Source organism: Vibrio sp. 2132-1, assembly GCF_033344315.1.
The window spans coordinates 18,288-42,768 of sequence record NZ_JAWPON010000012.1; the positions used below are offsets into that span (position 1 = coordinate 18,288).

The window sequence follows — 24,481 nt, forward strand, 5'->3', positions numbered from 1 at the left end:
AAGAACGTTAGAGTAGCAAACTTATTCGCAAAGCCGCCTGAATGGGCGGCTTTTTAAGTTTGAGCTCCTCGTCTTGAGTTCCCCCTAATTTGACTGTACTATTTCGCACCGCAACGAATATCTACTGGAGTTATCGATATGCTAACCATCAACTCTGATGCAAAATTAAAAGACCTGCTTGAGTTCCCTTGTTCATTTACTTACAAGGTAATGGGTCATGCAAAGCCTGAACTTCCAGAGCTTGTTCTTGAAGTTATTCAGCGCCATGCTCCAGGTGACTACAGCCCGACCGTTAAACCAAGTGCTAAGGGCAACTACCACTCTGTGTCAATCAACATTACTGCAACCTCTATCGAGCAGGTTGAGACACTGTACAAAGAGTTAGGTGAAATTGACATCGTACGCATGGTTCTATAATTTTTTGATATATTAAATTTTTTTTGAAAGCAGCCTTGGCTGCTTTCTTTTTATTTATCAAAGAGATAACGAGGCTTTACATCGCTTTCAGTTAAAAATCTGTTACGCAGCGGTAGAGCATCAGGGTTATCCGGTTTATAATCCAAAAACTTTATATATTAGCAACAGGAATTCCCATGCAACACCAACTTGTTGTAAAACGACTTGGCCGCCAAGACTATGAGCCTGTATGGAAGGCGATGCATGAGTTCACCGACCAACGCACAGAAGAAACCCGTGATGAAGTCTGGTTGGTAGAACATAACCCAGTATTTACGCAAGGACAGGCAGGTAAAGCTGAGCACTTGATTAACACTGGCGATATTCCTGTTGTACAAAGTGATCGCGGAGGCCAGGTTACGTATCATGGCCCTGGTCAGTTGGTCGCCTATTTCTTGATCAACCTACGCCGCAAAAAATTAGGTGTACGAGATCTCGTTACCACTATCGAGAACCTCGTGATCAACACGCTAAAAGCATACAATATCGATTCGGCCGCGCGACCTGACGCACCAGGCGTTTACGTTGACGGTAAAAAAATATGCTCTCTCGGTTTACGCATTCGTAAAGGATGCTCGTTTCATGGTTTAGCCTTGAACGTAAATATGGATTTAACACCGTTTCTGCGTATTAACCCTTGTGGTTATGAAGGTATGGAAATGGTTCAGGTCAGCCAATTTGGCGGCCCAGACAATGTAGAAGCCGTAGAAAAACAATTAATAGAAGAACTCGTTACTTTGCTCGATTATGAGCAAGTAGAATTCAGCACAGAAGCACCTTCTCAAGGTAATAAAGCATGAGCAAACCAATCCAGATGGAAAAAGGCGTTAAATATCGTGACGCCGATAAAATGGCATTGATTCCCGTAAAGAACATGCCTACAGAGCAGAAAGAAGTGCTACGTAAGCCTGATTGGATGAAGATCAAGCTACCAGCCGACAGCCAACGAATTCAAGACATCAAAGCGGCGATGCGTAAGAATAAACTTCACTCCGTATGTGAAGAAGCATCTTGCCCGAACCTAGCGGAATGTTTTAACCACGGTACAGCAACCTTCATGATCTTAGGTGCTATTTGTACTCGTCGTTGTCCTTTCTGTGACGTTGCTCATGGCCGCCCATTACCACCGGAAGCAGAAGAGCCTCAAAAACTGGCGAAAACCATTGCCGATATGAAGCTGAAATACGTAGTAATCACTTCTGTTGACCGTGACGATCTGCGTGACGGCGGTGCACAACACTTTGCCGATTGTAACCGCGAGATCCGTGCGTTAAACCCGCATATTAAGATTGAAACACTGGTTCCTGACTTCCGTGGTCGCATGGATGTAGCGCTTGATCTAATGAAAGACAATCCGCCAGATGTCTTCAACCACAACTTAGAAACCGCGCCACGTCTTTACCGTAAAGCTCGCCCAGGTGCGAACTACAAATGGTCACTTGAGCTTCTTAAGAAGTTCAAAGAGCAGCATCCCGATGTACCGACCAAGTCTGGTTTGATGATGGGTCTTGGTGAAACCAAAGAAGAAATCATCGAAGTACTGAAAGATCTACGCGCACACGGCGTAACGATGCTGACTCTAGGCCAGTATTTAGCGCCAAGCCGTCACCACTTGCCAGTAGAACGTTACGTTCCACCATCAGAGTTTGACGAGCTAAAAGAAGTTGCACTAGAACTTGGCTTCACGCATGCAGCGTGTGGTCCATTTGTTCGCTCTTCTTACCATGCCGATATGCAAGCTCAAGGTATCGAGATTAAATAAGCTCTCGCTTGTTTTGAAGAGAAAAGGTTGGCTCAGTGCCAACCTTTTTTGTATCTGACAAATGATGATAAAAAGCCATTCTACCACTGTCATTCTGAACAGCGAGGAACGAGCGTGATTCAGAATCAGTTTTCAGAATACTGATGATTTTTAGGGAAACTCTGAGTAAAAGAGTGTGCCTCAACAAGATTCCTGATCTCGCCTAGGCTCGTCGGAATGACGTGGTTTGGATATATTGAAAAGGGACAGTGTTGGTAGCCATCCCCTTATCACACTCTCTCGCTATATCTCATTCCAAACGCCAGACAAACAAAAAGGCCCTCAAATGAGGACCTTTCATCAATCAAATAATCAAACCGAATCGCAGAAATAGAACGAGTTCGCCTGAGTTATTTTCAAAAAATGTTAGGCGTAAACTGGTAGACGCTTACAAATTTCTAGCACTTTCTGTTTTGTCGCTTCGATAACTTCTTCGTTGCCGATGTTATCTAGAACGTCACACATCCAGTTTGCTAGCTCTTTTGCATCTTCTTCAGTGAAGCCACGGCGAGTGATCGCTGGCGTACCTACACGAATACCAGACGTTACGAATGGGCTGCGTGGGTCATTTGGTACTGAGTTCTTGTTTACAGTGATGTTTGCTGCACCTAGTGCCGCGTCTGCGTCTTTACCAGTGATATCTTTGTCGATTAGGTCAACAAGGAACAAGTGGTTTTCTGTACCGTTAGATACGATTTTGTAGCCACGTTCTTGGAACTGACCAACCATTGCTTTTGCGTTTTTCACTACGCGAGCTTGATAAGCTTTGAACTCTGGCTCCATCGCTTCTTTGAACGCTACTGCTTTACCAGCTATAACGTGCATTAGAGGGCCACCTTGACCACCAGGGAACACTGCTGAGTTCAGTTTCTTGTACATATCTTCGCCAGCATTTGACAAGATAAGACCACCGCGAGGACCTGCTAGTGTTTTGTGCGTCGTTGTTGTTACCACGTGAGCATGCGGTACTGGTGTTGGGTATTCACCGGCGGCGATAAGACCCGCTACGTGCGCCATATCAACAAATAAGTAAGCACCTGCTTTGTCAGCGATTTCACGCATGCGTTTCCAATCAACGATTTGCGAGTAAGCAGAGAAACCACCGATGATCATCTTAGGTTTGTGTTCAAGTGCTAGCTGTTCCATCTCGTCGTAGTTGATTTGACCAGCTTCATCGATACCGTAAGGGATAACGTTGTAGTGCTTACCCGAGAAGTTTACTGGTGAACCGTGAGTTAGGTGACCACCGTGTGCTAGGCTCATGCCTAAAACTGTATCGCCAGGGTTAAGAAGCGCCATGTAAACTGCGCTGTTTGCTTGAGAACCTGAGTGAGGCTGTACGTTAGCGTACTCACAACCAAATAGTTGGCATGCACGCTCAATTGCTAGTGCTTCAGCTTTATCTACGTACTCACAACCGCCGTAGTAACGCTTACCTGGGTAGCCTTCAGCGTATTTGTTCGTTAGCTGAGAACCTTGCGCTTCCATTACACGTGGGCTTGTGTAGTTTTCAGAAGCGATAAGTTCAATGTGTTCTTCCTGGCGAAGAGTTTCTTCCTGGATAGCTGCGAACAGTTCCGCATCGTAATCTGCGATGTTCATATCACGCTTAAGCATCTGTATCTCCTGACTCAGATTAGTACTGAAAGTTGCAAAAAAACTGTTGAATGACCCGACGCAAACGTTTTCGTCACCCTAATGGCGCGCATTCTACATAATTTGATTTAGGTCATAAAGAGAAATTTACAATTTTTCTCATGCAGTTTTTTCATGATGACAAGCAATGTTTACCATGCCAGCATTGCAATCGCATAACGACAATCTATTGCCTGTCAAATTTGTGCTTTACACCCTGTAAAACAGCAATTACATAGGTTTACCGTAAATTTTACCCTCTAGCTACCGAAAAGATCATCTTTTTACTACTATGCACGCCTTATTTATCACTAATGACTGCAACATTGATGGAAAAACACTCATTAAAAGAAGACTGGATAGCGATTCTCACGGGTACCTTTTTAGTAGCTCAAGGCGTTTTCTTTCTCCAATCCGCTAACCTTCTAACGGGAGGCACGACTGGATTGGCTCTGCTTATTAGCCAATTTACACCTTTTACCTTTGGTGTGCTGTACTTTTTAGCAAACAGTCCTTTTTACTTACTAGCATGGAAACGCTTCGGCCGTCATTTCGCCATTAATAGTGCCATTTCTGGCGCGTTGGTTTCTATCTTTGCCGATCATCTTTATTTGCTAATCTCGCTCGAATCGGTAAATGAAGTTTATTGCGCCGTCGCAGGCGGGCTTTTAATGGGGCTCGGTATGCTGATCCTATTCCGACATCGCTCCAGCTTGGGTGGCTTTAACGTGCTGTGTTTGTTTATCCAAGACAAATTTGGCATTTCAGTTGGCAAAAGCCAAATGGCAATCGATGCATGTATCCTGTTTGCTTCATTCTTCTTTGTCACACCAGAAGTGATTGGCCTTTCAATTTTGGGGGCGTTTGCACTCAATCTCGTGTTAGCGATGAACCACAAACCGCACCGCTATTCCGTGACCTACGGTTCATAAATTTTTGATAATGATTGAAGCGCGATTTATAAGATTTCGCGCTCCAATCGCTATATAATACTTCGCGATTTCCAAATAGATCGGTACGGTATGCGCGACTTTCTGCAACAAGCTAAACAGACTCACAGTTATATTGCGATTGGAGAGCTGATCTATAACCCGAAGACACAGACCCTTCATCAAGATGTTATCGCGATTGATCTTGAACCTCGCACCATTGAATTATTAGAACTGCTGTTAACAAGCGTTGGCCACCCACTCTCTGCTGACACCATTATTGAAACCATTTGGCAGAGCAAGTTCATCTCTAAGAATGTGCTCACGAACCGCATTAGCACCTTACGTGCCCTGCTACAGCAGTACTTACCCGAATACGATGCCGCTAAGCTTTTAGTCACTTACCCCCGCAAAGGCTACTTTCTTAACCCTGCCAATATTCGTTTGGTGCCACCAGCGAAAAGCCATCGACGCGTTATCCCAACTCAGGTTGCGAGGAATAAGAACTTCAAGCTGATTTTTGCTTATAGCTTGTGTGCCATACTTGCAGTTTGTAGCGTGACGCTCGCAAGCTTGTTATGGCAACGCCAAGAAATCTCAACACAACAAACACGTCATCAACTACTGATTCCCAAAGTCGAGCTACTACTCAACCGTGTCGATTCAATCGGCTCTCAGGCGCGAAAATACCGCATACTGGTCAAAGCCATCTTGCTGCAACAACAAGTCGAATATCCATACACCGACATCGCCAACCAAGATGCTCCCAGTTACTTTCTTGATCCTATCGGTCATACGCCATATTTCCCTGGCGCACGAAACATGCAGACCAGCGACTACGAGCTCAATATCGAGTTAAAAGACGGCGCAAAACAGGGCATCTTGAAAGCGCAGATGAACCTTATTTATCCTGCGACGGGCAAGCTGGCGTTTCGCAATGAGTACACACTGCGTTTATCTTCCTTACAATCGGATATTTTCCAAATGCACTCGGATGTCGCGCAATACTTCAATCTGCCTGCACCTTCGGCAAGTACGTGGCAGCTTTCGGGTGTTCACAAAAAAATGTTATTCGAGAATGCCTTTTCTAGCCGACCTCTCCGACAATCTGATGAGTTTGCGGCTATCACAACGGCAAGACATCTCGCCTTATACGAGCACGAACATCAAAAGCTGGAAGCGTATTTAACTCAAGTACAATCGTCGTTTGATGTTTTGCCAGATGAGCTGAGCCTCTGGTTAGGTCTATTGCATTTCAAATTAGGTAACTTAGACAGGGCAAAAGCTCTGTTAACGACACCAGATGGCGACTCACGCATCCAAAACGCACTGATTTATACCTTTGTGTCTCACATTGCTTATAAGCAGAACAAACTTGAACAGTTCCGTCTCAACTACATGGAATCACTGGTGGCGCTGCTGCGCGTTTTACCTTCCGAAACCTTGTTTGAACGTCTTTCTCAATCTGAATCAAAAGAGACTTGCCTCCAACCGTGGAAAACGTTGCATGTTAGTGTGACCGATCAAGAAATCATAAGCCGATGGAAAGCGCTCATTAACGAGTATTGCACTAACGTAGCCAACGAAATAACCCCAAATAAAACAAAGACCTAAATATAAAATTAAGCTTTCATTAACCCCTGTTATCTTTTGTTTTTTGCCCTTTTTCTCTCACTGAACTTAGCATGCTCGCATTCAAGCAACGGCCCAACATGAAGCGGCCTTATCAATCAGGAATGTAAACCATGCTAAACAAAATGACGCTTATCGCAGCAGCAACTCTGGCTATTTACGGCTGTGGCGGAGGTTCGTCTTCTGGCAGTGCGAATCCAAACAAAGTGCCTCAAGAAAGTTTCGACGTCTCGATTCACAACTCAATCTTCGCTCCCACGCCAAGCACACAGCTAAACTACGCATTTAGCTTGGATGGCCAACCAGAAGGCGACATGAAACTGAGCTTCCAAGCGATGGATCGCGAGCAAATATTGGCAGCATTGGCACAAATCCCAAACAGCGAGGCAATGGTCCAGTTGGTTAATGACTTGGTGAACTACGGCGCCGAACAGTTCTACTATTCAGACGAGCAGTACAACGACGACGAAGAGAGCAATACGCTTTACTTTGTAGGATCAGATGGTGCACTCCATGAAATCACTGACGCTTATTTCATTGGTCATCAGTTTATTGCCATGCTTATGCACAGCAGTCCGATTTTCCGCCTAAACGGTGACGACGTAAAAGAGAAAAGCCCGAATATTGACATCGGTGAAGAAACTATGTCTCTGCAAACCACTCTTACAGGCTACGCAGTTCACAACCTTCTAGACCGTTTTGAAGATCATGAGTGGGTACAAAACCTTCCTATGACAGCATCTTGCCAAGTGGTTTGGCAACAGCAAATCCGAGAGACTGGTGTGCGTAAAGCGTTCTCGATCTCAGGCAAGAAAATTGAAGCGGCATACCTGATGGAAGAGAACATCTACAACCTAAACTGTGATGATATGGACTCAATGGAGTTCGCCACTTCGGCAGAACGTTGGTTTAATCCGAGCTTAGGTCTGATTGAACAAATTGAACTGCTGAAAGTACAACAAGTACAAATCAACGAAGAGAAAGTGCAGCTAACAGCGATTGAAACAAAATAAGCTCGCATTTTTTAGAGATATCTCAATAAAAAAGGCTTTGGGGAGCACACCAAAGCCTTCATCTCGAACATCAATCTTAGGGGTGATGACACCCGAGTTTATTCTTCTATCAATAAAATACGAGTTTCGTAAGGTCGTAACACTTGATGGTTTGACGCGACTGCGCTCGCTGAGTTTTGATAGTTAGATAGCAAGTTTTTCGCCTTACTCATATCAAAACGTTCTGGCAGAACGCATTCCACCTCTTCAGCGTAGTAGTTATTGATACACAGCAGCGTTTGCTTATCGTTCTGACGAGCGTAAGCGAAAATACGTTTATGCTCTGGCAGCAGGTCCTCGTAACGACCATCGGTGATCACTGGAACCTGTTTACGCAGTTCAATCAGACGCTTGTAAAAGTAGAACACCGAGTTCAAATCGGCAACCGCAGCTTCAGCATTGATTTCAGTGTAATTCTGCGCCACTTCAAGCCACGGTGTGCCCTCAGTAAAGCCCGCGTGTTTTGCACTGTTCCATTGCATTGGTGTACGTGAGTTATCACGCGACTTCTGTGCCAAGATCGCCATCATATAGTCATGAGATACACCATCACGGTTGACCATGATGTCGTACATGTTAGTACTTTCAACATCACGATATTGGCTGATTTCGGTATAACCCGGGTTGGTCATGCCGATCTCTTCCCCTTGGTAAACATAAGGTGTGCCTTGCATCATGTGCACTGATGCCGCAAGCATCTTGGCAGATTCAACACGGTATTGCTCGTCGTTACCTAATCGGCTCACAACGCGTGGCTGGTCGTGGTTACACCAGAACAGCGCCCCCCACCCTTTGCCATTTAAGCCCGTTTGCCAATGATTGAAGACCTGTTTTAACTGAATGAAATCAAACGGCGCTTTGGTCCATTTTTCACCATTTGGATAATCGACTTTCAGATGATGGAAGTTGAACACCATGGATAGCTCTTTGCCGTCTAGCGAAGAATATTGCTGGCAGTGCTCTAGTGTGGTGGAAGACATTTCACCCACCGTCACGCTGCCGTATTTTTGAAACACAGATTCGCTAATCTCTTGAAGGTATTCGTGCACGCGTGGGCCGTCGGTGTAGAAGCGGCGACCATCACCAATATCATCACTTGGAAAATCTTGCTGCTTGGAAATCAGGTTGATAACGTCGAGACGGAAACCATCGACACCTTTGTCTGCCCAGAAGCTGATGACTTCTTTCACTTCTTCACGCACTACTGGGTTTTCCCAGTTTAAGTCCGCTTGCTCTTTAGCAAAAAGGTGCAAATAGTACTGGCCTGTTTTTTCATCCAGCGCCCAAGCGTTGCCACCAAACTTTGATTGCCAGTTGTTTGGTTCAGCACCATCTACCGGATCTTTCCAGATGTAGTAATCACGGTATGGGCTGTTTTTATCACCCAGTGCGGATTGGAACCACTTGTGTTCTGTCGACGTGTGGTTCACTACAATGTCCATGATGATACGAATGCCCAACTGATGCGCTTCTGCTAGCAAAGTATCGAAATCTTCCATAGTGCCGAACTGTGGATTGATCGAGTAGTAATCGGAGATGTCATAACCGTTGTCGATCATTGGCGATTGGTAAACCGGCGTCAGCCAAATCGCATCCACACCAAGATGCTTAAGATAATCCAGCTTAGAAATGATCCCTTTGATGTCGCCCGTGCCTTTACTGCCACTGTCACAAAAGCTTTTTGGGTAAATTTGATAGATGGTTGCGGTTTTCCACCAGCTCTCATCATGCTTGGTCATAGCCATTTCTAACACTCACTTACCAGTAATCGGAAACTTAAAATTTGAAAAGAAAAATAGGAGGAGGCAGCCAAGTCACTGCCTCAAATAGAATTACGCGTTTGCAGGCTCAAGCTCACCTTGGGCTTGTGCACGCTTATAAAGAATTAACGTTAATGCAGCAGGTACCAGCATTGCGACTAACATAGCCAAAGCAAAAATGCCCCAGAACTGCGGTTGGATAGACAAGATGCCCGGCAAACCGCCCACACCGATACCGTTCGCCATTACGCCCGCACTACCACAAATAGCAGCAGCACACGCACTACCGATCATCGCGCTCAGCATTGGGAACTTGTATTTCAAGTTGATGCCGTACATCGCCGGTTCAGTCACGCCAAGGTAAGCAGAGATAGCCGCAGGCACTGAGATATCACGCTCGCCGTGTTTTTTACTGATGATAATGATGCCGACGACCGCAGACGCTTGAGCAATGTTTGAAAGTGCAATCAGAGGCCAAATTGGCGTGCCGCCTAGCTCTTGCATTAATTGAAGGTCAACCGCGTTAGTGGTGTGGTGAATACCAGTAATGACCAATGGCGCGTATAGGAAGCCGAAGATGGTTGAGCCAATCATTGCGAAGTCACCTGTCATGGCTGCTTTTGCTGCGAAAGCAACACCATCACCCAACATACGACCGAATGGGCCAATGATAGAGTGCGCAAGAATCACAGACACAATGATAGAGACAAACGGCACAACCACTAGGTAAAGGTAAGACGGAATGATGCGTTTTAAGTTGGTTTCAATAAACGCCAGTGCCATACCAGCGAGCATTGCCGGAATCACTTGCGCTTGGTAGCCCACTTTCTCGATGGCAAATAAGCCAAAGTCCCATACTTCAGGCACTTGCTTACCAATTAGGTAGGCGTTCATTAACTGTGGCGAAACCAGCGTGACACCCAATGTGATACCCAAAATCGGAGTACCGCCGAGTTTTTTCACTGTCGACCAACACACGCCAACTGGTAGGAAGAAGAAGATTGCTTCACCAATTAGCCATAGGAAAGAGTGTACCGTTGCCCAAAACTGGCTGATTTCCGTTAGCGTTTGACCATCAAACATCTTGATGTCGCCAATCACGTTACGGAAGCCAAGAATCAGACCACCGGTAATGATCGCAGGTAGCAGTGGTACAAAAATTTCTGCAAGGTGGGAAATACCACGCTCAACGATATTCATGTTTTGACGAGCAGCGTTCTTCGCTTCGTCTTTGCTGGCTTCACTTTTACCCGTCAGTCCGATCAGTACCTTGTAAACTTCATCCACTTCAGTACCGATAACCACTTGGAACTGGCCTGCGTTGGTAAAACAGCCCTTCACCATCGGTAATGCTTCTAACTGTTTCGTATCTGCTTTGTCCGTATCATTTAGAACAAAACGCAAGCGAGTTAAACAGTGACTTACACTGGCAATATTGTCCGGCCCCCCGACCAGCTCAATAAGACGCTCCACGTCTTTACGCGCAATCTTACTCATAACTTTGTCCACCCTGTATTGGATACATTCGATTCATCATTTTGTTTTTATAAATGGGAACATTCCCATTTCTTAATTTTAATATTGCCATTCGAAGACAAAAAACAAAATGGGAACAGTCCCATTAATTGAGAATGATCACAGTATAATTTTAGAGCAGATCGTTTTAGTGTGGATTAACAAACGATAGGCTGTTGAGTAAAGTGAACCACTTCCTCATCGCCATTTAATTGATTGATCAGCATGTTAGCGGACTTCTCACCTGCAAGGGTATAACCTGGGTCGACACTAAATACTTTAGGGAAAAGGAAAGAGAGCAATTCATTACCACCAACACCTGTCACAACCACGTCTTCACGTCCTAACTCTTGAAGACGCTTAATCACGCCCAACGCGATAGTGTCACTGGCGCACACGATGGCCTGAGTATCAGATTGAAGGACTTTGTCTACCAACTGATAAGCACTTTCATGGCTCAACTTACCCGTTTGGAAACAAGGTGCAATTTGCTTGCGTTGACACCAAGCTTTATAAGCATTTAGACGAGCTAAGCCAGTGGTTTTGTCTTCAGGATCAACACCAATATAAGCAATGCGAGATAAAGATTGCTGCTCAAGGTGAGACAAAGCCATGTCTATCACACCTTGGTTATCGTAGTTGATCGAGGAAACCATTTGCGTGTCCATCGCGATCACGACGATACGATTCCCCCACTCCGCCAATGCTCGCTCATCACATCCAGTAAAGCCAAACACGATCACCCCATCGACGTTGCGACGTTTAAGCACATCCAAATGCTCATTGGTTTTATCGCGATCGAATTGGCTTTCCATGATCACCGCATCATAACCAGCGGAATACAAAGCATTGAGCATGGTACCAACGGCGCGATTTTCTGATGGTGAGTCTAAACGGGAGATGATAACCCCAATGACTTTTTGGCTGCCACCACGCATCGACTGCGCCGACTTTGATGGGACGTAGCCTGATTCACGAATGATTTGCTCTACCTTCTCACGCGTTTGCGGTTTTACCTTGGGATCGTTAGTAAGCACACGGCTTACTGTTGATTTGCCCACGCCTGCCAATTTTGCGATATCAAGAATGGTGAGTTTTTTGCTCATAAGTGTTCAGATTAAAAGAAGGAATCAAACAAAAGGGAAGCAGTGGCTTCCCTTATCTCAGTCAGTAATGAAGATTACTTGTTTAAGTACGCAGGCACATCTGCAATGCTATCTAATACTACCGTTGCAATGGCTTCGCCCTGTTCCGTTACTGGCTTACCAGTGCGAACCAAAATCTTAGTGCCAACGCCTGCCGCTTCTGCTGCCATCATGTCTTCAGCTTTATCGCCGATCATCACAGATTTCTCCATGTCGATCTTCAAGAAGTCACGCGCAGAAATGAACATGCCTGGTTTTGGCTTACGGCACTCACAATCTTGCTTGTACTCGCCAATGCCATGTTCTGGATGATGTGGACAGTAATAGATACCATCGAACTCAACACCATTATCAGCAAAGTTCCAATCCATCCATTGAGTCAGAGACAAGAAACGGTCTTCACTGAATTTACCGCGTGCGATGCCCGATTGATTCGTCACTAACACTAGAAGGTAGCCTTTATCTTTTAGCGCTTTCGTCGCTTCAAATACACCATCAATGTACTCAAAATCATGTTCGTCATGAACGTAGCCGTGGTCAACGTTTATCACGCCATCACGATCGATAAAAACAGCAGGTTTTGCCAAAACGTATTTCTCTATTAACTCGGTTTAATCAGATTATTACATACCTTATAAACTTCAACACTATCTAATTCATTCTAGGCCTCGACAAAACGGTTGATTTGTTGGGCAAGAATCGGTAAATCTGAGGGTGCCCCGCCGTCTACCTCCTGCTTGTTATCTATACACCTTCGTTTCAAAACAGAACATCCATACATTTAGACGTCTAGACGTAAAAATATCTATTGACTTCATTCTGCTTAACCCATAGCATCAACTGAAAATTGAGATAAAGCTCAACATTAAGTTCTGTCAAAGGCCGTTTTTGACAGCGAAGTTCCCCGTATCTTTGGGCAGGTTGAAACATGATAGAAATAAAAAACGTCAATAAAGTGTTCTACCAAGGCAGTAAGGAAATCCTTGCCCTGAAAGACATTAACTTACACATCGACAAAGGCACCATCTTTGGTGTTATCGGTTCATCAGGTGCTGGTAAAAGTACGCTGATCCGCTGTGTCAACATGCTAGAAGCGCCGACCTCTGGTTCCATCATCGTTGATGGTGTAGATCTAACCAAACTCAGTAAAAAACAACTAGTCGAAACACGCCGTAACATTGGCATGATCTTCCAGCACTTTAACCTGCTTTCGTCTCGTACTGTGTTTGATAATGTGGCATTACCCCTAGAACTGGCAGGTAAAGACAAATCGCAAATCACAACAAAAGTAACTGAGTTGCTAAAGCTTGTAGGCTTAGCCGACAAACACGAGAGCTACCCATCTAACTTAAGTGGCGGACAAAAACAGCGTGTGGCAATTGCTCGTGCATTGGCATCCGATCCTAGCGTGCTGCTTTGTGATGAGGCCACTAGCGCACTAGATCCAGCAACAACTCAATCTATCCTTGAGTTATTGAAAGAGATCAACCGCAAACTCAACATCACGATTTTACTTATCACTCACGAAATGGAAGTCGTAAAAAGCATCTGTCACGAAGTAGCAATCATCGGTGGTGGTGAGCTGGTGGAAAAAGGCACCGTTGGCGATATTTTTGCGCACCCTAAGACAGAGCTGGCACACCAATTCATTCGCTCAACGCTGGATCTTTCCATTCCTGAAGATTACCAAGCACGTCTGCAAGCAGAGCGTGTTGATGGCAGCTATCCGTTGGTTCGCTTAGAGTTTACTGGCGCAACCGTCGATGCACCGTTAATGTCGCAAATTTCTCGTAAATACAATATTGATGTGAGTATTTTGAGTTCCGACCTTGATTACGCTGGTGGCGTGAAATTCGGCATGATGGTCGCAGAGCTATTTGGTAACGAAGAAGATGACAACGCAGCTCTTGAATACCTGCGTAAGCACAACGTAAAAGTAGAGGTACTTGGTTATGTCCTTTAATACGATTTCTGAATGGCTGAGTTTAAACAGCAAACTACTTTTAGGTGCAACGTGGGAAACGCTTTACATGGTTGCGGTTGCCGGATTAGTCGGCTTTGCTGTGGGTATTCCATTAGGCGTAATCCTCCATATTACTAAAAAAGGCGGCCTACTTGAAAACACCAAACTAAATAGCGGCTTAGGCGCTATCGTTAACATTGGTCGCTCAGTGCCATTCCTCGTACTGATGGTTGCGATTATTCCAGTGACAAAAATGCTGGTTGGAACCTTTATCGGTACAACCGCAGCAATCGTCCCACTGACTATTGGCGCCATTCCTTTTGTCGCTCGTCTTATTGAAGGTGCTTTATTAGAAGTACCGACAGGCTTGGTGGAAGCTGCGCAGTCAATGGGGGCGACACCAACACAGATCATCACAAAAGTTCTACTGCCTGAAGCAATGCCGACTATTGTTAACTCAGTAACGATTACCTTGGTCACTCTCGTTAGCTACTCAGCTATGGCGGGTACGGTAGGCGGCGGCGGCCTAGGCGACGTAGCCATCCGTTACGGTTTCCACCGCTACGATGTAACTATCATGGCCGTGACTGTCGTGATGTTGATTGTTCTAGTACAGATTATTCAGTCTATCGGCGACGCAGTGGTGCGCCGTGTAGACCACAGATAAGCATCAAAAATACAAATTATAAGGAGATAAAGATGAAATTTAGCCTTAAAGGTCTTTTGACTGTAGCAACGGCCGCCTCTGCTCTTGCTCTAGCGGGTTGCGGCGACAAAGAAGTAGACGTAAACAAAGTAAAAGTTGGCGTTATTGCTGGTGCTGAAGCACAAGTAGCCGAAGTTGCCGCTAAAGTAGCAAAAGAGAAATACAACCTAGACGTTGAGCTAGTAACATTTACCGATTACGTAACACCAAACGCCGCTCTGGATGATGGTTCAGTAGACGCGAATGCGTTCCAGCACAAACCATACCTAGACCAACAAGTGAAAGACCGCGGCTACAAACTGGCTATCGCGGGTAACTCATTCGTTTACCCTATTGCTGGTTACTCAAAGCAAGTAAAATCAATTGATGAAATTCAAGATGGCGCACGCATCGCAGTACCAAACGACCCAACGAACCTAGGTCGCTCACTACTGCTTCTTGAGCAACAAGGTTTGATTACGCTACGTGATGGCGTTGGTCTACTCGCTACAGTACGTGACATCGTAGGCAACCCTAAAAATATCGAAATCATTGAACTAGAAGCCCCACAGCTTCCACGTTCACTGGATGACGTAACGCTATCTATCATCAACACCACTTACGCAAGCTCTATCGACCTATCGCCAGAGCGTGACGGCGTGTTCGTTGAAGATAAAGACTCACCATACGTAAACCTAATTGTCGCTCGCGAAGAAAATGTTAATGCGCAAAACGTACAAAACTTCGTAAAAGCTTACCAAACGGAAGAAGTTTACGAAGCGGCAAAAGAGCTGTTCAAAGGCGGTGTTGTGAAAGGTTGGTAATCCCACTTTTCAAAACATGACCGAAAACAACGTTCTAAACATAAACGTTCTAAACCTAAAAGGGCTGATGTGAAAACATCAGCCCTTTCTATTTGTCTATCCGCCCATTTAAGTAACTTCAATTCGCTACTTAAGGTGGTCCCAAGAGATGTTGGAAACGATTCGGCAGTCATCACACTTAAAATGAAATATGTCATGTAGTGGCTCATCGAGTAGCCACTCGCCATCGCATTTTGGACACTTGCGCGCTTTCTCGCTCTCCAGTGACTGACCTCCGACACGATACTGGTAATAGTACGTAGGGATCTTCGTGATGTATTCGATACGGCCACGTAAGTCCCAACCTCGGCGAAACAGCACACTATCCACATCGCAAATTTCGTGCAGCGCCGCATGTTCCGCTCGGCAACCCCCTGCCATTTGGATTTCATCACACGCTTGCCACTCAGTCTGCCACTTAATGACGGCTTTATGGTCTCCATTAAGTGTTGGCTCATTACGATACAAAGGAATTGGCAACAGGGTTTCACCACTTCGCAAAGGCGAACACGTATGAACATAAGTCGTGTACAACACTTGCCAGCTAGGTGTCTCTTCTTCGGCTGCTTGTTCTGAATTCAAATCACGCCCCAGCATACGCATTTTCGGAGCAAGCAAAGACGCATCCGACAAACGGTTCATGCACACTTTGACGAAATCTGAGTGATAACGTGGATGCAAGCTGTCTTGTTCTGGGCAAACAACACGAACGAAAAATTCACCTTCTCCCATCACTATCGGAAATTCACGACCTAATACTTGACCGTTGTAACGCAGAGCATCCATCAAGCCATTAATGGCTTTGTCTACCGCGCTGACGGTGGTGTTATCAAAACACTCAAACTGCAACTCAACAACATACATACTTAGACGGCAGCCTCTAACTTATTCAAGAACTCAACCAATGAATCTGCCAATACATCACGTTTAGAGGTGCCCAAACGCTCTAGAATCACATTGCCAGTGAGGTTACAAATAGAAATCACATCCATTTCCTCATCTGTCGCTGCGATAAATACTGTTGGTTTAAGTTTCAAGCGGCGCTGCGTCACCAAATGACCAAGAATATTTTCTTGTAGACGCACGAAATCGTCATCGCTCCAGACTTGCAGCAGCGTCAACGAATTACCTTGCCAAGTTGCCTCCATATCAGCGCAGTATTGAGAACCATAAAAGGCTTTAACATCATCTTGCAGTGACAACTCAATCGCATTTTCCACATTGGTGAAATCGGCCATTTCATCACGTGCGACCGCTTTCCAAAGCACCTTTCCATCACGCTTCTCTTCGACACAAGGAGAAACAAGCTCTGCAAGCTCTTCACTGCTTGGCAACTCATTGTGCTTAGCTTGCCAAGCTTGTTGGTAGCGCAGGCTGAACTCTTGTAGCGCCTGAGTAACGTTTGGGGTCATGAAGGTCTCCTCATTCCTTATTTATCAGATAGCCGTACTTGCCGGATGGCAATTGACCAGCGGATTCAGTAAAATTCTCGCCATTCTAATCGAAAACGACCACAAAGTATGAGCAAATATTCTGACGCTAAAGAGCTTGCTGGCCTAACACTAGGTAAAACGACCGAGTATGCGAACCAGTATGACCCAAGCTTGCTGCAACCAGTCCCTCGCAGCCTGAACCGAGATGACCTCCAGTTAGGCGATACTCTGCCTTTCATGGGGCACGACATTTGGACGCTGTACGAACTGTCTTGGTTAAATAGTAAAGGTTTACCACAAGTGGCCGTTGGCGAAGTATACATTCCAGCCACCAGCGCAAACTTGATTGAATCGAAGTCTTTCAAACTGTACTTAAACAGCTATAACCAAACCCGCTTTGCAAGCTGGGAAGAAGTGACTGAGCGTTTAACACAAGACCTTTCTGAATGCGCAGGTGAAAAGGTGCTGGTTGAGGTGAATCCAGTGACCCACTATACCAATCAACCTATCGTAACAATGGACGGTGAATGTATTGATGACCAAGACATTAACATCACCAGTTACGATTTCGATGCCGATTTGCTTGAAGGTGCAGCAGGTGAAGTACAAGTTGAAGAGGTGCTACATAGCCACCTATTGAAATCAAACTGTTTGATCACTAACCAACCCGACTGGGGCAGTGTAGAAATTCGCTACCAAGGCGCAAAAATAGCTCGTGAGAAGCTGTTACGTTACTTAGTGTCTTTCCGCGAGCACAATGAGTTCCACGAACAGTGTGTAGAGCGTATTTTTACGGATCTAATGAAATACTGCCAACCAAGCAAACTGACCGTATTTGCCCGCTATACGCGCCGTGGAGGCTTGGATATCAACCCTTACCGCTCAACGGAACAAGATAAGCCAGCTCACAATCACCGTATGGCTCGTCAGTAAGCGCATAGGCAACAGAAATAAGTTCGGCAATCTAAAGGGTTGCCGGACGTTTTTATTGTCCAAGCATGTTACTATATCAAATGGCTTCAACCCGCATTTAAACGGCTAATTGAGGCTTTTCGCCGTTATCGCCATATCTAAAAACAGTTCGAGGGAACGAAAGGATGTTTTGGGACAGTTCGCGTCTATTCAAATTGATTGGCTTTCTTTGCTTGCTGTTTGTACAGCCACTTCATGCAACCATTTTATCGTCCGCGTTACTCAACGAAGCACAACAATTGGCGGAAATAGAACCATCACAAGCAAAACAAGCGGCAACCAACTATTTGTCACAGCGTGAGCTAACAGAACGCAAAGAAAGTGACAGCCCTTCAGCCATGTCTCGCGACGAAACAGATCGTAGCGTTCGCACACCAAGCAGCACCATCGAAGCGCACAAGATTATCGCTCAGGCAGATTACGCCATGGGTAATGTTCGTTCGGCTATCGAGCACCTAAATAAAGCGGAACGCTTAGCGCAAGAATATCAATTGCCGTACATGGACTTAGATCTCCAGCTGATGCGCAACCAAATGATTTGGATGTACGACGAAAACTACTCAAAAGCGGAAGACACGCTTAACCAAATTGAACAACAGCTCGATGAAGCCGATGCCGTATTACAACGCACCGACAGCGTTCGCTACCGACTAGTGATGCAAAGAGCACTCCTCGCTTCACATAGTGGCGATATCATTAAAGCGGAAAACTTGTACTCTGAAGCAAAGACCATGCTTGACGATAGCCGCTCTGAGTTAGCCTTGATCGACTACTACACAGCCGTCGGCGAGTTTTACCTCAATAGCAAGAAATACAATTTGGCTTTGTCAGAGCTGCTATACGGTTATTGGCAATCTATTGAAAGTAACAGTGGTGCAAGATTAGCAAAAGTGAATCGCCTTTTGGCTAGGCTCTTCCAGGAGCGACGAGTGTACGACAAAGCGATCGAATACTTATCTCAAGCCGCAGATTTTTATGACTCTTACCCTAGCTCTCCGATCCTAGCGGACGTCCTAGAGCAAATGGGCGACATCTACTTTTATCAGGGTAAGTTTAACCTTGCGTTAGTGCATTACTTCAACGTGCTTGACCATGAAAGTACCAGTAAGAACATCAATAGAATCATTAAAATTCGCTTAAGCTTGGCGGCTACCTACCTACAACTCTATAACTACGCGCTAGCAGAGCAGTACTTAGACCGCTCTAAAGAGCTTTTAGAATACACCAATATTCCTAAGCTTGAAGCAAAGGCTGCCCTGCTTCAGTCAGGTCTGGCTTATCATCAAAATGACAGTAAAGACGTCATTACTAATGCTAAGCTGGCGTTAGCACTTGCTGAAAAGTCACCTGAAAATAACAACTTCATTAAGCAGCAGTCATACCGTTTACTTGGGTTGGGTTACGAGCAGGCAGGCGAATACAAACTTTCTCTGCAAGCTTATAAAAAATACACCAACCTCGTTCGTCTAGAACAAAAGCAGCTTAACCAAATCAGTGAGGATGCGTTCCGTCAGCAAAAAGAATTTGCCGAACAAACCATCCATTACATCGGTCAATCAGAACGCTTAGAGCAAGTGGAAAGAGAGCATCGTAAATTCCAGAAAATCTCATTTGCATTGTTTATTACTGTCTTGGTCATGTTTTTGTTCATTATGCGCCGTGGTGTCATTATGCAGCGCCAAGCAAGTGAAATCGAAAAACTGCGTAACGACCTCTTCACCCACTCTCGCTCTCGTTTACGTAACTTGCGTATGCTGAATGTTAAGCTTTCTCGCTCATTGAAAAAGTCGAGCGAAACTTTCGAGCAATGGCAAATGGGTGAATTGATCCACGAACCACTTAATGATCGCCTACGCTTTGTTATGATCGATTTGCCATTCTTACGAAGCATGTACGTCCATAACGGCTATAAGGCAGGTCTAGAACTAGAACGGGCATTTGGCGACTTCCTTGCGGAAAAAATAGAAAAACCGTCGCGTCTTTACCATTTCTCAGATGCGAACTTACTCTACATAGAACCGAACGCTGACCGTGATGCTTCTGCCGAAGTCATGTTCGAAAAATTCCAGACTTGGGTGGATGAGTTCGCACAGCAGCACAACGTCAATCGTATTATTCGTATGGGCATCAGCGATTATCCGTTCTTACCCCGAGCCTACACTGCAATTAACGATGAGGAATTACTCGATCTGTTATTGCTTGCTACTCACATCGCACGAGAAGTCAGCTTGAAGGATAAGCAAAGCCACTGGGTGTTCTTAAAAGCCATCGATAATGCGCCTGCTGCTAGCTTTGCAACAGGTAACATAAGAACTGCCTGTCAACATGCCATTAGCCAAGGCCTGATCAAGATCCATTCGTCCTACAAGAATGAGGACGACATCAAGAAAATATTAAAAAATGGATAATTAAACGCCTGTTGAACGTAATAACTAATGACGCTATAAAGTTTTTTGTTATTATCAGATAATTGTCAGTAGTACATGGACTTAACCGTAGTCACTTCATGGGAATCTTGGAATCCGATATTCAGTCGCAGCTGCATCAGCTGAGTTGTCAACTTGACCAACTCAGACTGACTCATCGTGATACTTCACTCAAATTCAAACGTGAACAACAAGTTCTTAAACGCGTTGTGGCATCATTGTCTTCAGCTTGCCAGGGTTCGAATACTCAGGTATCCAACTACCTATTTGAAATCCAACAAGAGCTGCAACATCAAAAAGATATCAGCACTCTTATCCCGCGTTTAGCGGTATTAGAGAGGATGCTCAAACAGCAGTCGAAGACGATGGATAAACAAAACGGTTACCTTGACGAACAAATCAAGCACAGTGGTGAAACACTGCAACGTGTCACGGGCTTACCTGCGCAGTTAAAACGTGAACTACGGAACCTGATGAGTTTCTCTGAAGTTCACGCTAGCAATAAAGCTGATCAAGCCACTAAGCTACTGAGTATTTACGAACGCGCTCTGAAAATCATCACGTCTAATTCACGTCTACATCTTAGTGAATTTGAAAACAATCCCGACAGATCTCAGCTTGAGTGCTTAGCCAGCGACCTCCAACATACTATTACAGAGCTTGATTTCGAGGGAGAATCAGGCGATAGATTGCTGGATATTCGCGCTAAGTTGCTCCTTGGCGTGAGTGCCGAGTCTCTCATTGAGCTTACGCTCTCAACGCTGAAATTGGTTGTCGAAGCAACAAAGTTCGAGCGCGAGGCGTCTAGCCAATTCCTTGATCAGCTGAACACTTCTCTCGCAAGTAACCTAAAAACCGTTCATCAGAACGTCGACCAGCATCATACCTACTTTGAACACCGCCAAGAGCTCAACACAGAAATGAACAGCTTGGTTGAATTAAGCCAAAAGTCACTTAATCAAGCTCAAGATATCGCGGTTGTGAAAAAAGAAATCACGCCTCTTCTCGAAAAAATGGCGTCGCTGACAGAGCGACTGAAAATGACGGAAGAGCGAGAGCAAGCGCTGCAAGAGCGGTTAAGTTACAGTAAGAACCAACTCGAAGCGGTATTTGAAACTACGCAAGATTATCGTCGACGCTTAGATGACCAAGCTCAGCGTATGTTGCTCGACCCGCTGACTAAAGTTTATAACCGCACTGCATTTAACGATCGACTAGAGCTAGAGTATCGCCGTTGGATTCGCTCTCAGCAAAACCTTCGTGTTGTGCTGTTTGATGTAGACAATTTCAAAGCGGTGAATGATAGCTATGGTTATACGGCTGGCGATAAAGCGCTGAAGATCATCGCTCGTACTATTAACAAGCGCGTATCAGAAACGGAAACAGTGGCTCGCTTTGGTGGCGAGGAGTTCATTCTACTCGTCCCGGAACAATCTGAAGAATACACACTGGATCTTATTAAGCATATCCAGCGTGATATTAGCCAATTACCCTTTAAGTTCCGTGAGCAAAATATCATGATTACCTTAGCTGCTGTATCGACGTCTTTCAAAGAGTCCGATACGCCAGAGTATGTGCTCGATCGTCTTGGCAAGATGCTTGCGGACGCTAAAAAACGTGGAACAAACCAGCTTAACTGGAGCTAAGATTCGTACAAAAAGCGAGCAAACAAACCAAATTTGGTGCAATCTTCGCTTTATAACCACCCATTTTCAACGAGTTATCACATTTCTTCCCTTTTAGTCTGCTAAGCTGTAAAAACCCAAGTCACTTCAAGATGATGTATTTATAAAAGGCAAATGTATCATCTTGAGGTTGCTTGGGAGTTGATAACCATAAAACCAAATCGGCCAACTACCTTTCATCAAACCATACGTATAACACCAAAAAGGTAAGTTGGTACTTTCCCTCAAATTAATGCAACACAAGGAGGCGTTATGATTACCCATATAAGCCCCGCTGGTAGCATGGACTTGCTATCTCAACTAGAAGTAGAGCGCTTAAAGAACACAGCCTCGAGTGAACTTTATCAGCTGTACCGTAATTGCACATTAGCGGTGTTGAACTCCGGTAGCCATACCGATAACTCGAAAGAACTGCTCGATAAATACCAATCGTTTGATGTCAACGTCGTGCGTCGTGAGCGTGGTATTAAGCTTGAGCTGACTAATCCGCCAGAGCACGCTTTTGTTGACGGCGAAATAATTAAAGGTATCCAAGAGCATCTGTTCTCCGTATTGCGTGATATCGTTTACGTAAACATGCATTTGGCAGACGCCCAGCGGCTCAACCTTACTAACCCAATTCACATTACGAACCTCGTATTCGGCATTCTTCGTAATGCCAGAGCATTAACTCCAGGTATCGCACCGAATCTTGTCGTATGTTGGGGTGGTCACTCTATCAATGGAGTGGAGTATCAGTACACACGTGAAGTGGGTAACGAACTGGGCCTGCGTGAACTTAACATCTGCACAGGTTGCGGCCCTGGTGCAATGGAAGGGCCGATGAAAGGTGCAGCAATTGGGCACGCAAAGCAACGTTATACTCAGCAACGTTATCTTGGTTTAACCGAACCCTCGATTATTGCTGCCGAGCCACCAAACCCAATAGTAAATGAACTGGTCATCATGCCCGACATCGAAAAGCGCTTGGAAGCTTTCGTCCGTATGGCTCATGGTATCGTTATTTTCCCAGGAGGCCCGGGCACAGCGGAAGAGCTACTGTACATTCTTGGCATCATGATGCACCCGGATAACGCCGATCAGCCAATGCCTATCGTATTAACAGGACCAAAAGAGAGTGAAGAGTACTTCCGCTCTATTGATGAGTTCATTCGCGACACACTTGGTGAGGAAGGGCAAAAGCACTACGAGATCATCATTGACAACCCGGCAGAAGTCGCTCGTATTATGAAACGCTCCATGGACTCGGTACGCCTTCACCGAAAAGAGAAAGGCGATGCGTACAGCTTTAACTGGTCATTGAAAATTGAGCCAAACTTCCAACTACCATTCGAGCCTACTCATGAGTCGATGGAACAATTGGATTTAAGCCTAGATCAAGAACCGCAAGTTTTAGCGGCCAACTTGCGTCAAGCCTTCTCTGGCATAGTGGCAGGTAACGTAAAGGCTGAAGGCATTCGAGAAATAGAACGTAGAGGGCCTTTCACCATTCATGGCGACGCAGTCCTCATGAAAAAACTCGATAAGTTGCTAAAAGACTTTGTCGAACAGCACCGAATGAAATTACCTGGCGGTTCAGACTACGAACCGTGTTATCGAATCGCTCACCCGGAAATTGGTGGTCGATAGTCAGGCTAGCATTCGTTACACTAGGGGCATTACGCCCCTTTTTTATTGCTAAGTCATTATGTCTATTCATCTTGTTATCATTGATGCCCTAAACCTGATCCGCCGAGTGCACTCAGCACAACCAGATCCAACCGACATAGCAAGAACCATAACCACAACGCAAAGAACCCTCACTCGCATTCTGTCAGAGGCCAACCCGACACACATCATCGCAGTTTTTGATCACCACGAACAAGACAGAGGTTGGCGCGCTGAAATTCTCCCTGACTATAAGCAAAACCGAAAGCCAATGCCTCAGCCACTACTGCAAGGGTTAGATGCGATTCAACAAGCGTGGTGGGAGCAAGGTATTGATTCATTGCTTTCTGAAGGCGATGAAGCAGATGATTTGGTTGCTACACTCGCAACGAAAGTGGCCAGCCATGGTGAAAAAGTCACCATCGTTTCCACAGACAAAGGTTACTGCCAGCTACTTTCCCCTACCCTACAAATCCGTGATTATTTCCAACACCGTTGGTTAGATGAACCATTTATCGAAAAAGAGTTCGGCGTAAAACCAAATCAACTAGCGGACTACTGGGGATTGACAGGGATAAGCTCTAGCCAGGTTCCGGGCGTACCTGGAATTGGCCCGAAAGCAGCGAAAGAGATTCTCACTCAGTTTGAGAGTATTGAAGCTGCCTACGCTAGTGAAGACCTCGTACCGAAATACCGTAAAAAATTGGACGAGCACATTGAGTCTGCTCGTTTATGTAAACGCGTCGCCGCTTTAAAGTGCGATATCGAACTAGGCTTTAACTTGCAAGATATTCGCTTTTTAGGGCCAAACAAAGCGAAGTAGTGCCCGATGGAAGTTTCACACCATGAAATCCGGCAGATATTAAAAAAGCGCCATTTGAA

The 24,481-nt window shown here is 45.2% G+C and carries 21 protein-coding genes; 14 read left to right on the top strand and 7 right to left on the bottom strand.

All coding sequences use genetic code 11. The features are described from left to right. Positions 1-138: 138 nt before the first annotated feature. From ybeD to lipA, 3 genes are all read left to right on the top strand, one after another. Positions 139-417 (top strand): DUF493 family protein YbeD, encoded by a 279-nt coding sequence (gene ybeD / locus R8N47_RS14610; protein ID WP_005384135.1) that lies wholly within the window; start codon positions 139-141, stop codon positions 415-417. A gap of 176 nt (positions 418-593) precedes the next feature. Beyond that, the gene (gene lipB, locus R8N47_RS14615; protein ID WP_064353679.1) at positions 594-1,256 is read left to right on the top strand and encodes a lipoyl(octanoyl) transferase LipB; all 663 of its coding nucleotides are present in this window, start codon (positions 594-596) and stop codon (positions 1,254-1,256) included. Then, the gene (gene lipA, locus R8N47_RS14620; protein ID WP_005391329.1) at positions 1,253-2,218 is read left to right on the top strand and encodes a lipoyl synthase; all 966 of its coding nucleotides are present in this window, start codon (positions 1,253-1,255) and stop codon (positions 2,216-2,218) included. Before lipB ends, lipA begins: the two co-directional genes overlap by 4 nt. Positions 2,219-2,623: 405 nt before the next feature. Here lipA and glyA read toward each other — a convergent pair whose 3' ends face one another. Next, positions 2,624-3,874 carry a serine hydroxymethyltransferase gene (gene glyA / locus R8N47_RS14625; RefSeq protein WP_005381985.1) on the bottom strand — a complete coding sequence of 417 codons (1,251 nt, stop codon included), beginning with the start codon at positions 3,872-3,874 and terminating at the stop codon, positions 2,624-2,626. Between the two features lie 347 nt (positions 3,875-4,221). On the opposite strand from glyA, the gene R8N47_RS14630 reads away from it, so the two are divergent. From R8N47_RS14630 to R8N47_RS14640, 3 genes are all read left to right on the top strand, one after another. Then, entirely contained in the window at positions 4,222-4,824 is a 603-nt protein-coding gene (locus R8N47_RS14630; protein WP_017635671.1) for a YitT family protein, read from the top strand. A 90-nt stretch (positions 4,825-4,914) separates the two neighbouring features. Continuing rightward, on the top strand, positions 4,915-6,435 hold the full coding sequence (locus R8N47_RS14635) for a winged helix-turn-helix domain-containing protein (protein WP_064353678.1): 1,521 nt from the start codon (positions 4,915-4,917) through the stop codon (positions 6,433-6,435). 131 nt (positions 6,436-6,566) lie between these two features. Further along, positions 6,567-7,466 (top strand): hypothetical protein, encoded by a 900-nt coding sequence (locus R8N47_RS14640; protein WP_064353677.1) that lies wholly within the window; start codon positions 6,567-6,569, stop codon positions 7,464-7,466. A 98-nt stretch (positions 7,467-7,564) separates the two neighbouring features. Here R8N47_RS14640 and treC read toward each other — a convergent pair whose 3' ends face one another. From treC to gmhB, 4 genes are all read right to left on the bottom strand, one after another. Continuing rightward, positions 7,565-9,250, bottom strand: coding sequence for an alpha,alpha-phosphotrehalase (gene treC / locus R8N47_RS14645; RefSeq protein ID WP_064353676.1), 1,686 nt, complete (start codon positions 9,248-9,250; stop codon positions 7,565-7,567). An 87-nt stretch (positions 9,251-9,337) separates the two neighbouring features. Continuing rightward, on the bottom strand, positions 9,338-10,762 hold the full coding sequence (gene treB / locus R8N47_RS14650) for a PTS trehalose transporter subunit IIBC (protein ID WP_064353675.1): 1,425 nt from the start codon (positions 10,760-10,762) through the stop codon (positions 9,338-9,340). Between the two features lie 176 nt (positions 10,763-10,938). Beyond that, entirely contained in the window at positions 10,939-11,886 is a 948-nt protein-coding gene (gene treR / locus R8N47_RS14655) for a trehalose operon repressor TreR (protein ID WP_005381960.1), read from the bottom strand. Between the two features lie 74 nt (positions 11,887-11,960). Beyond that, on the bottom strand, positions 11,961-12,512 hold the full coding sequence (gmhB, locus tag R8N47_RS14660; RefSeq protein ID WP_005381961.1) for a D-glycero-beta-D-manno-heptose 1,7-bisphosphate 7-phosphatase: 552 nt from the start codon (positions 12,510-12,512) through the stop codon (positions 11,961-11,963). Positions 12,513-12,853: 341 nt separating this feature from the next. On the opposite strand from gmhB, the gene metN reads away from it, so the two are divergent. The 3 genes from metN to R8N47_RS14675 are packed head-to-tail and all read left to right on the top strand — an operon-like array spanning position 12,854 to position 15,397. Then, positions 12,854-13,888 (top strand): methionine ABC transporter ATP-binding protein MetN, encoded by a 1,035-nt coding sequence (gene metN, locus R8N47_RS14665; protein ID WP_005381962.1) that lies wholly within the window; start codon positions 12,854-12,856, stop codon positions 13,886-13,888. Continuing rightward, entirely contained in the window at positions 13,878-14,555 is a 678-nt protein-coding gene (locus tag R8N47_RS14670; RefSeq protein ID WP_005383604.1) for a methionine ABC transporter permease, read from the top strand. Before metN ends, R8N47_RS14670 begins: the two co-directional genes overlap by 11 nt. Before the next feature lie 32 nt (positions 14,556-14,587). After that, positions 14,588-15,397, top strand: a complete 810-nt coding sequence (locus R8N47_RS14675; protein WP_005381966.1) for a MetQ/NlpA family lipoprotein — start codon at positions 14,588-14,590, stop codon at positions 15,395-15,397. A 126-nt stretch (positions 15,398-15,523) separates the two neighbouring features. Here the strand turns inward: R8N47_RS14675 and R8N47_RS14680 are convergent, their stop codons facing one another. Continuing rightward, positions 15,524-16,300 (bottom strand): Zn-ribbon-containing protein, encoded by a 777-nt coding sequence (locus R8N47_RS14680; RefSeq protein ID WP_005383605.1) that lies wholly within the window; start codon positions 16,298-16,300, stop codon positions 15,524-15,526. Positions 16,301-16,302: 2 nt separating this feature from the next. Beyond that, entirely contained in the window at positions 16,303-16,848 is a 546-nt protein-coding gene (gene syd / locus R8N47_RS14685) for a SecY-interacting protein (protein ID WP_025768899.1), read from the bottom strand. A 108-nt stretch (positions 16,849-16,956) separates the two neighbouring features. Between syd and queF the strand changes: the two genes are divergently transcribed. From queF to xni, 5 genes are all read left to right on the top strand, one after another. Continuing rightward, a complete protein-coding gene (gene queF, locus R8N47_RS14690; RefSeq protein ID WP_025768898.1) occupies positions 16,957-17,802 on the top strand; it encodes an NADPH-dependent 7-cyano-7-deazaguanine reductase QueF in 846 nt (281 codons plus the stop codon). Positions 17,803-17,966: 164 nt separating this feature from the next. After that, on the top strand, positions 17,967-20,249 hold the full coding sequence (locus R8N47_RS14695; RefSeq protein ID WP_017635678.1) for a tetratricopeptide repeat protein: 2,283 nt from the start codon (positions 17,967-17,969) through the stop codon (positions 20,247-20,249). 98 nt (positions 20,250-20,347) lie between these two features. Then, positions 20,348-21,913, top strand: coding sequence for a sensor domain-containing diguanylate cyclase (locus tag R8N47_RS14700; RefSeq protein WP_005381978.1), 1,566 nt, complete (start codon positions 20,348-20,350; stop codon positions 21,911-21,913). A 291-nt stretch (positions 21,914-22,204) separates the two neighbouring features. After that, positions 22,205-23,581 (top strand): nucleotide 5'-monophosphate nucleosidase PpnN, encoded by a 1,377-nt coding sequence (gene ppnN / locus R8N47_RS14705; RefSeq protein ID WP_047102074.1) that lies wholly within the window; start codon positions 22,205-22,207, stop codon positions 23,579-23,581. A 58-nt stretch (positions 23,582-23,639) separates the two neighbouring features. Further along, on the top strand, positions 23,640-24,422 hold the full coding sequence (gene xni / locus R8N47_RS14710; RefSeq protein WP_025768895.1) for a flap endonuclease Xni: 783 nt from the start codon (positions 23,640-23,642) through the stop codon (positions 24,420-24,422). The last annotated feature ends 59 nt before the right edge of the window (positions 24,423-24,481 follow it).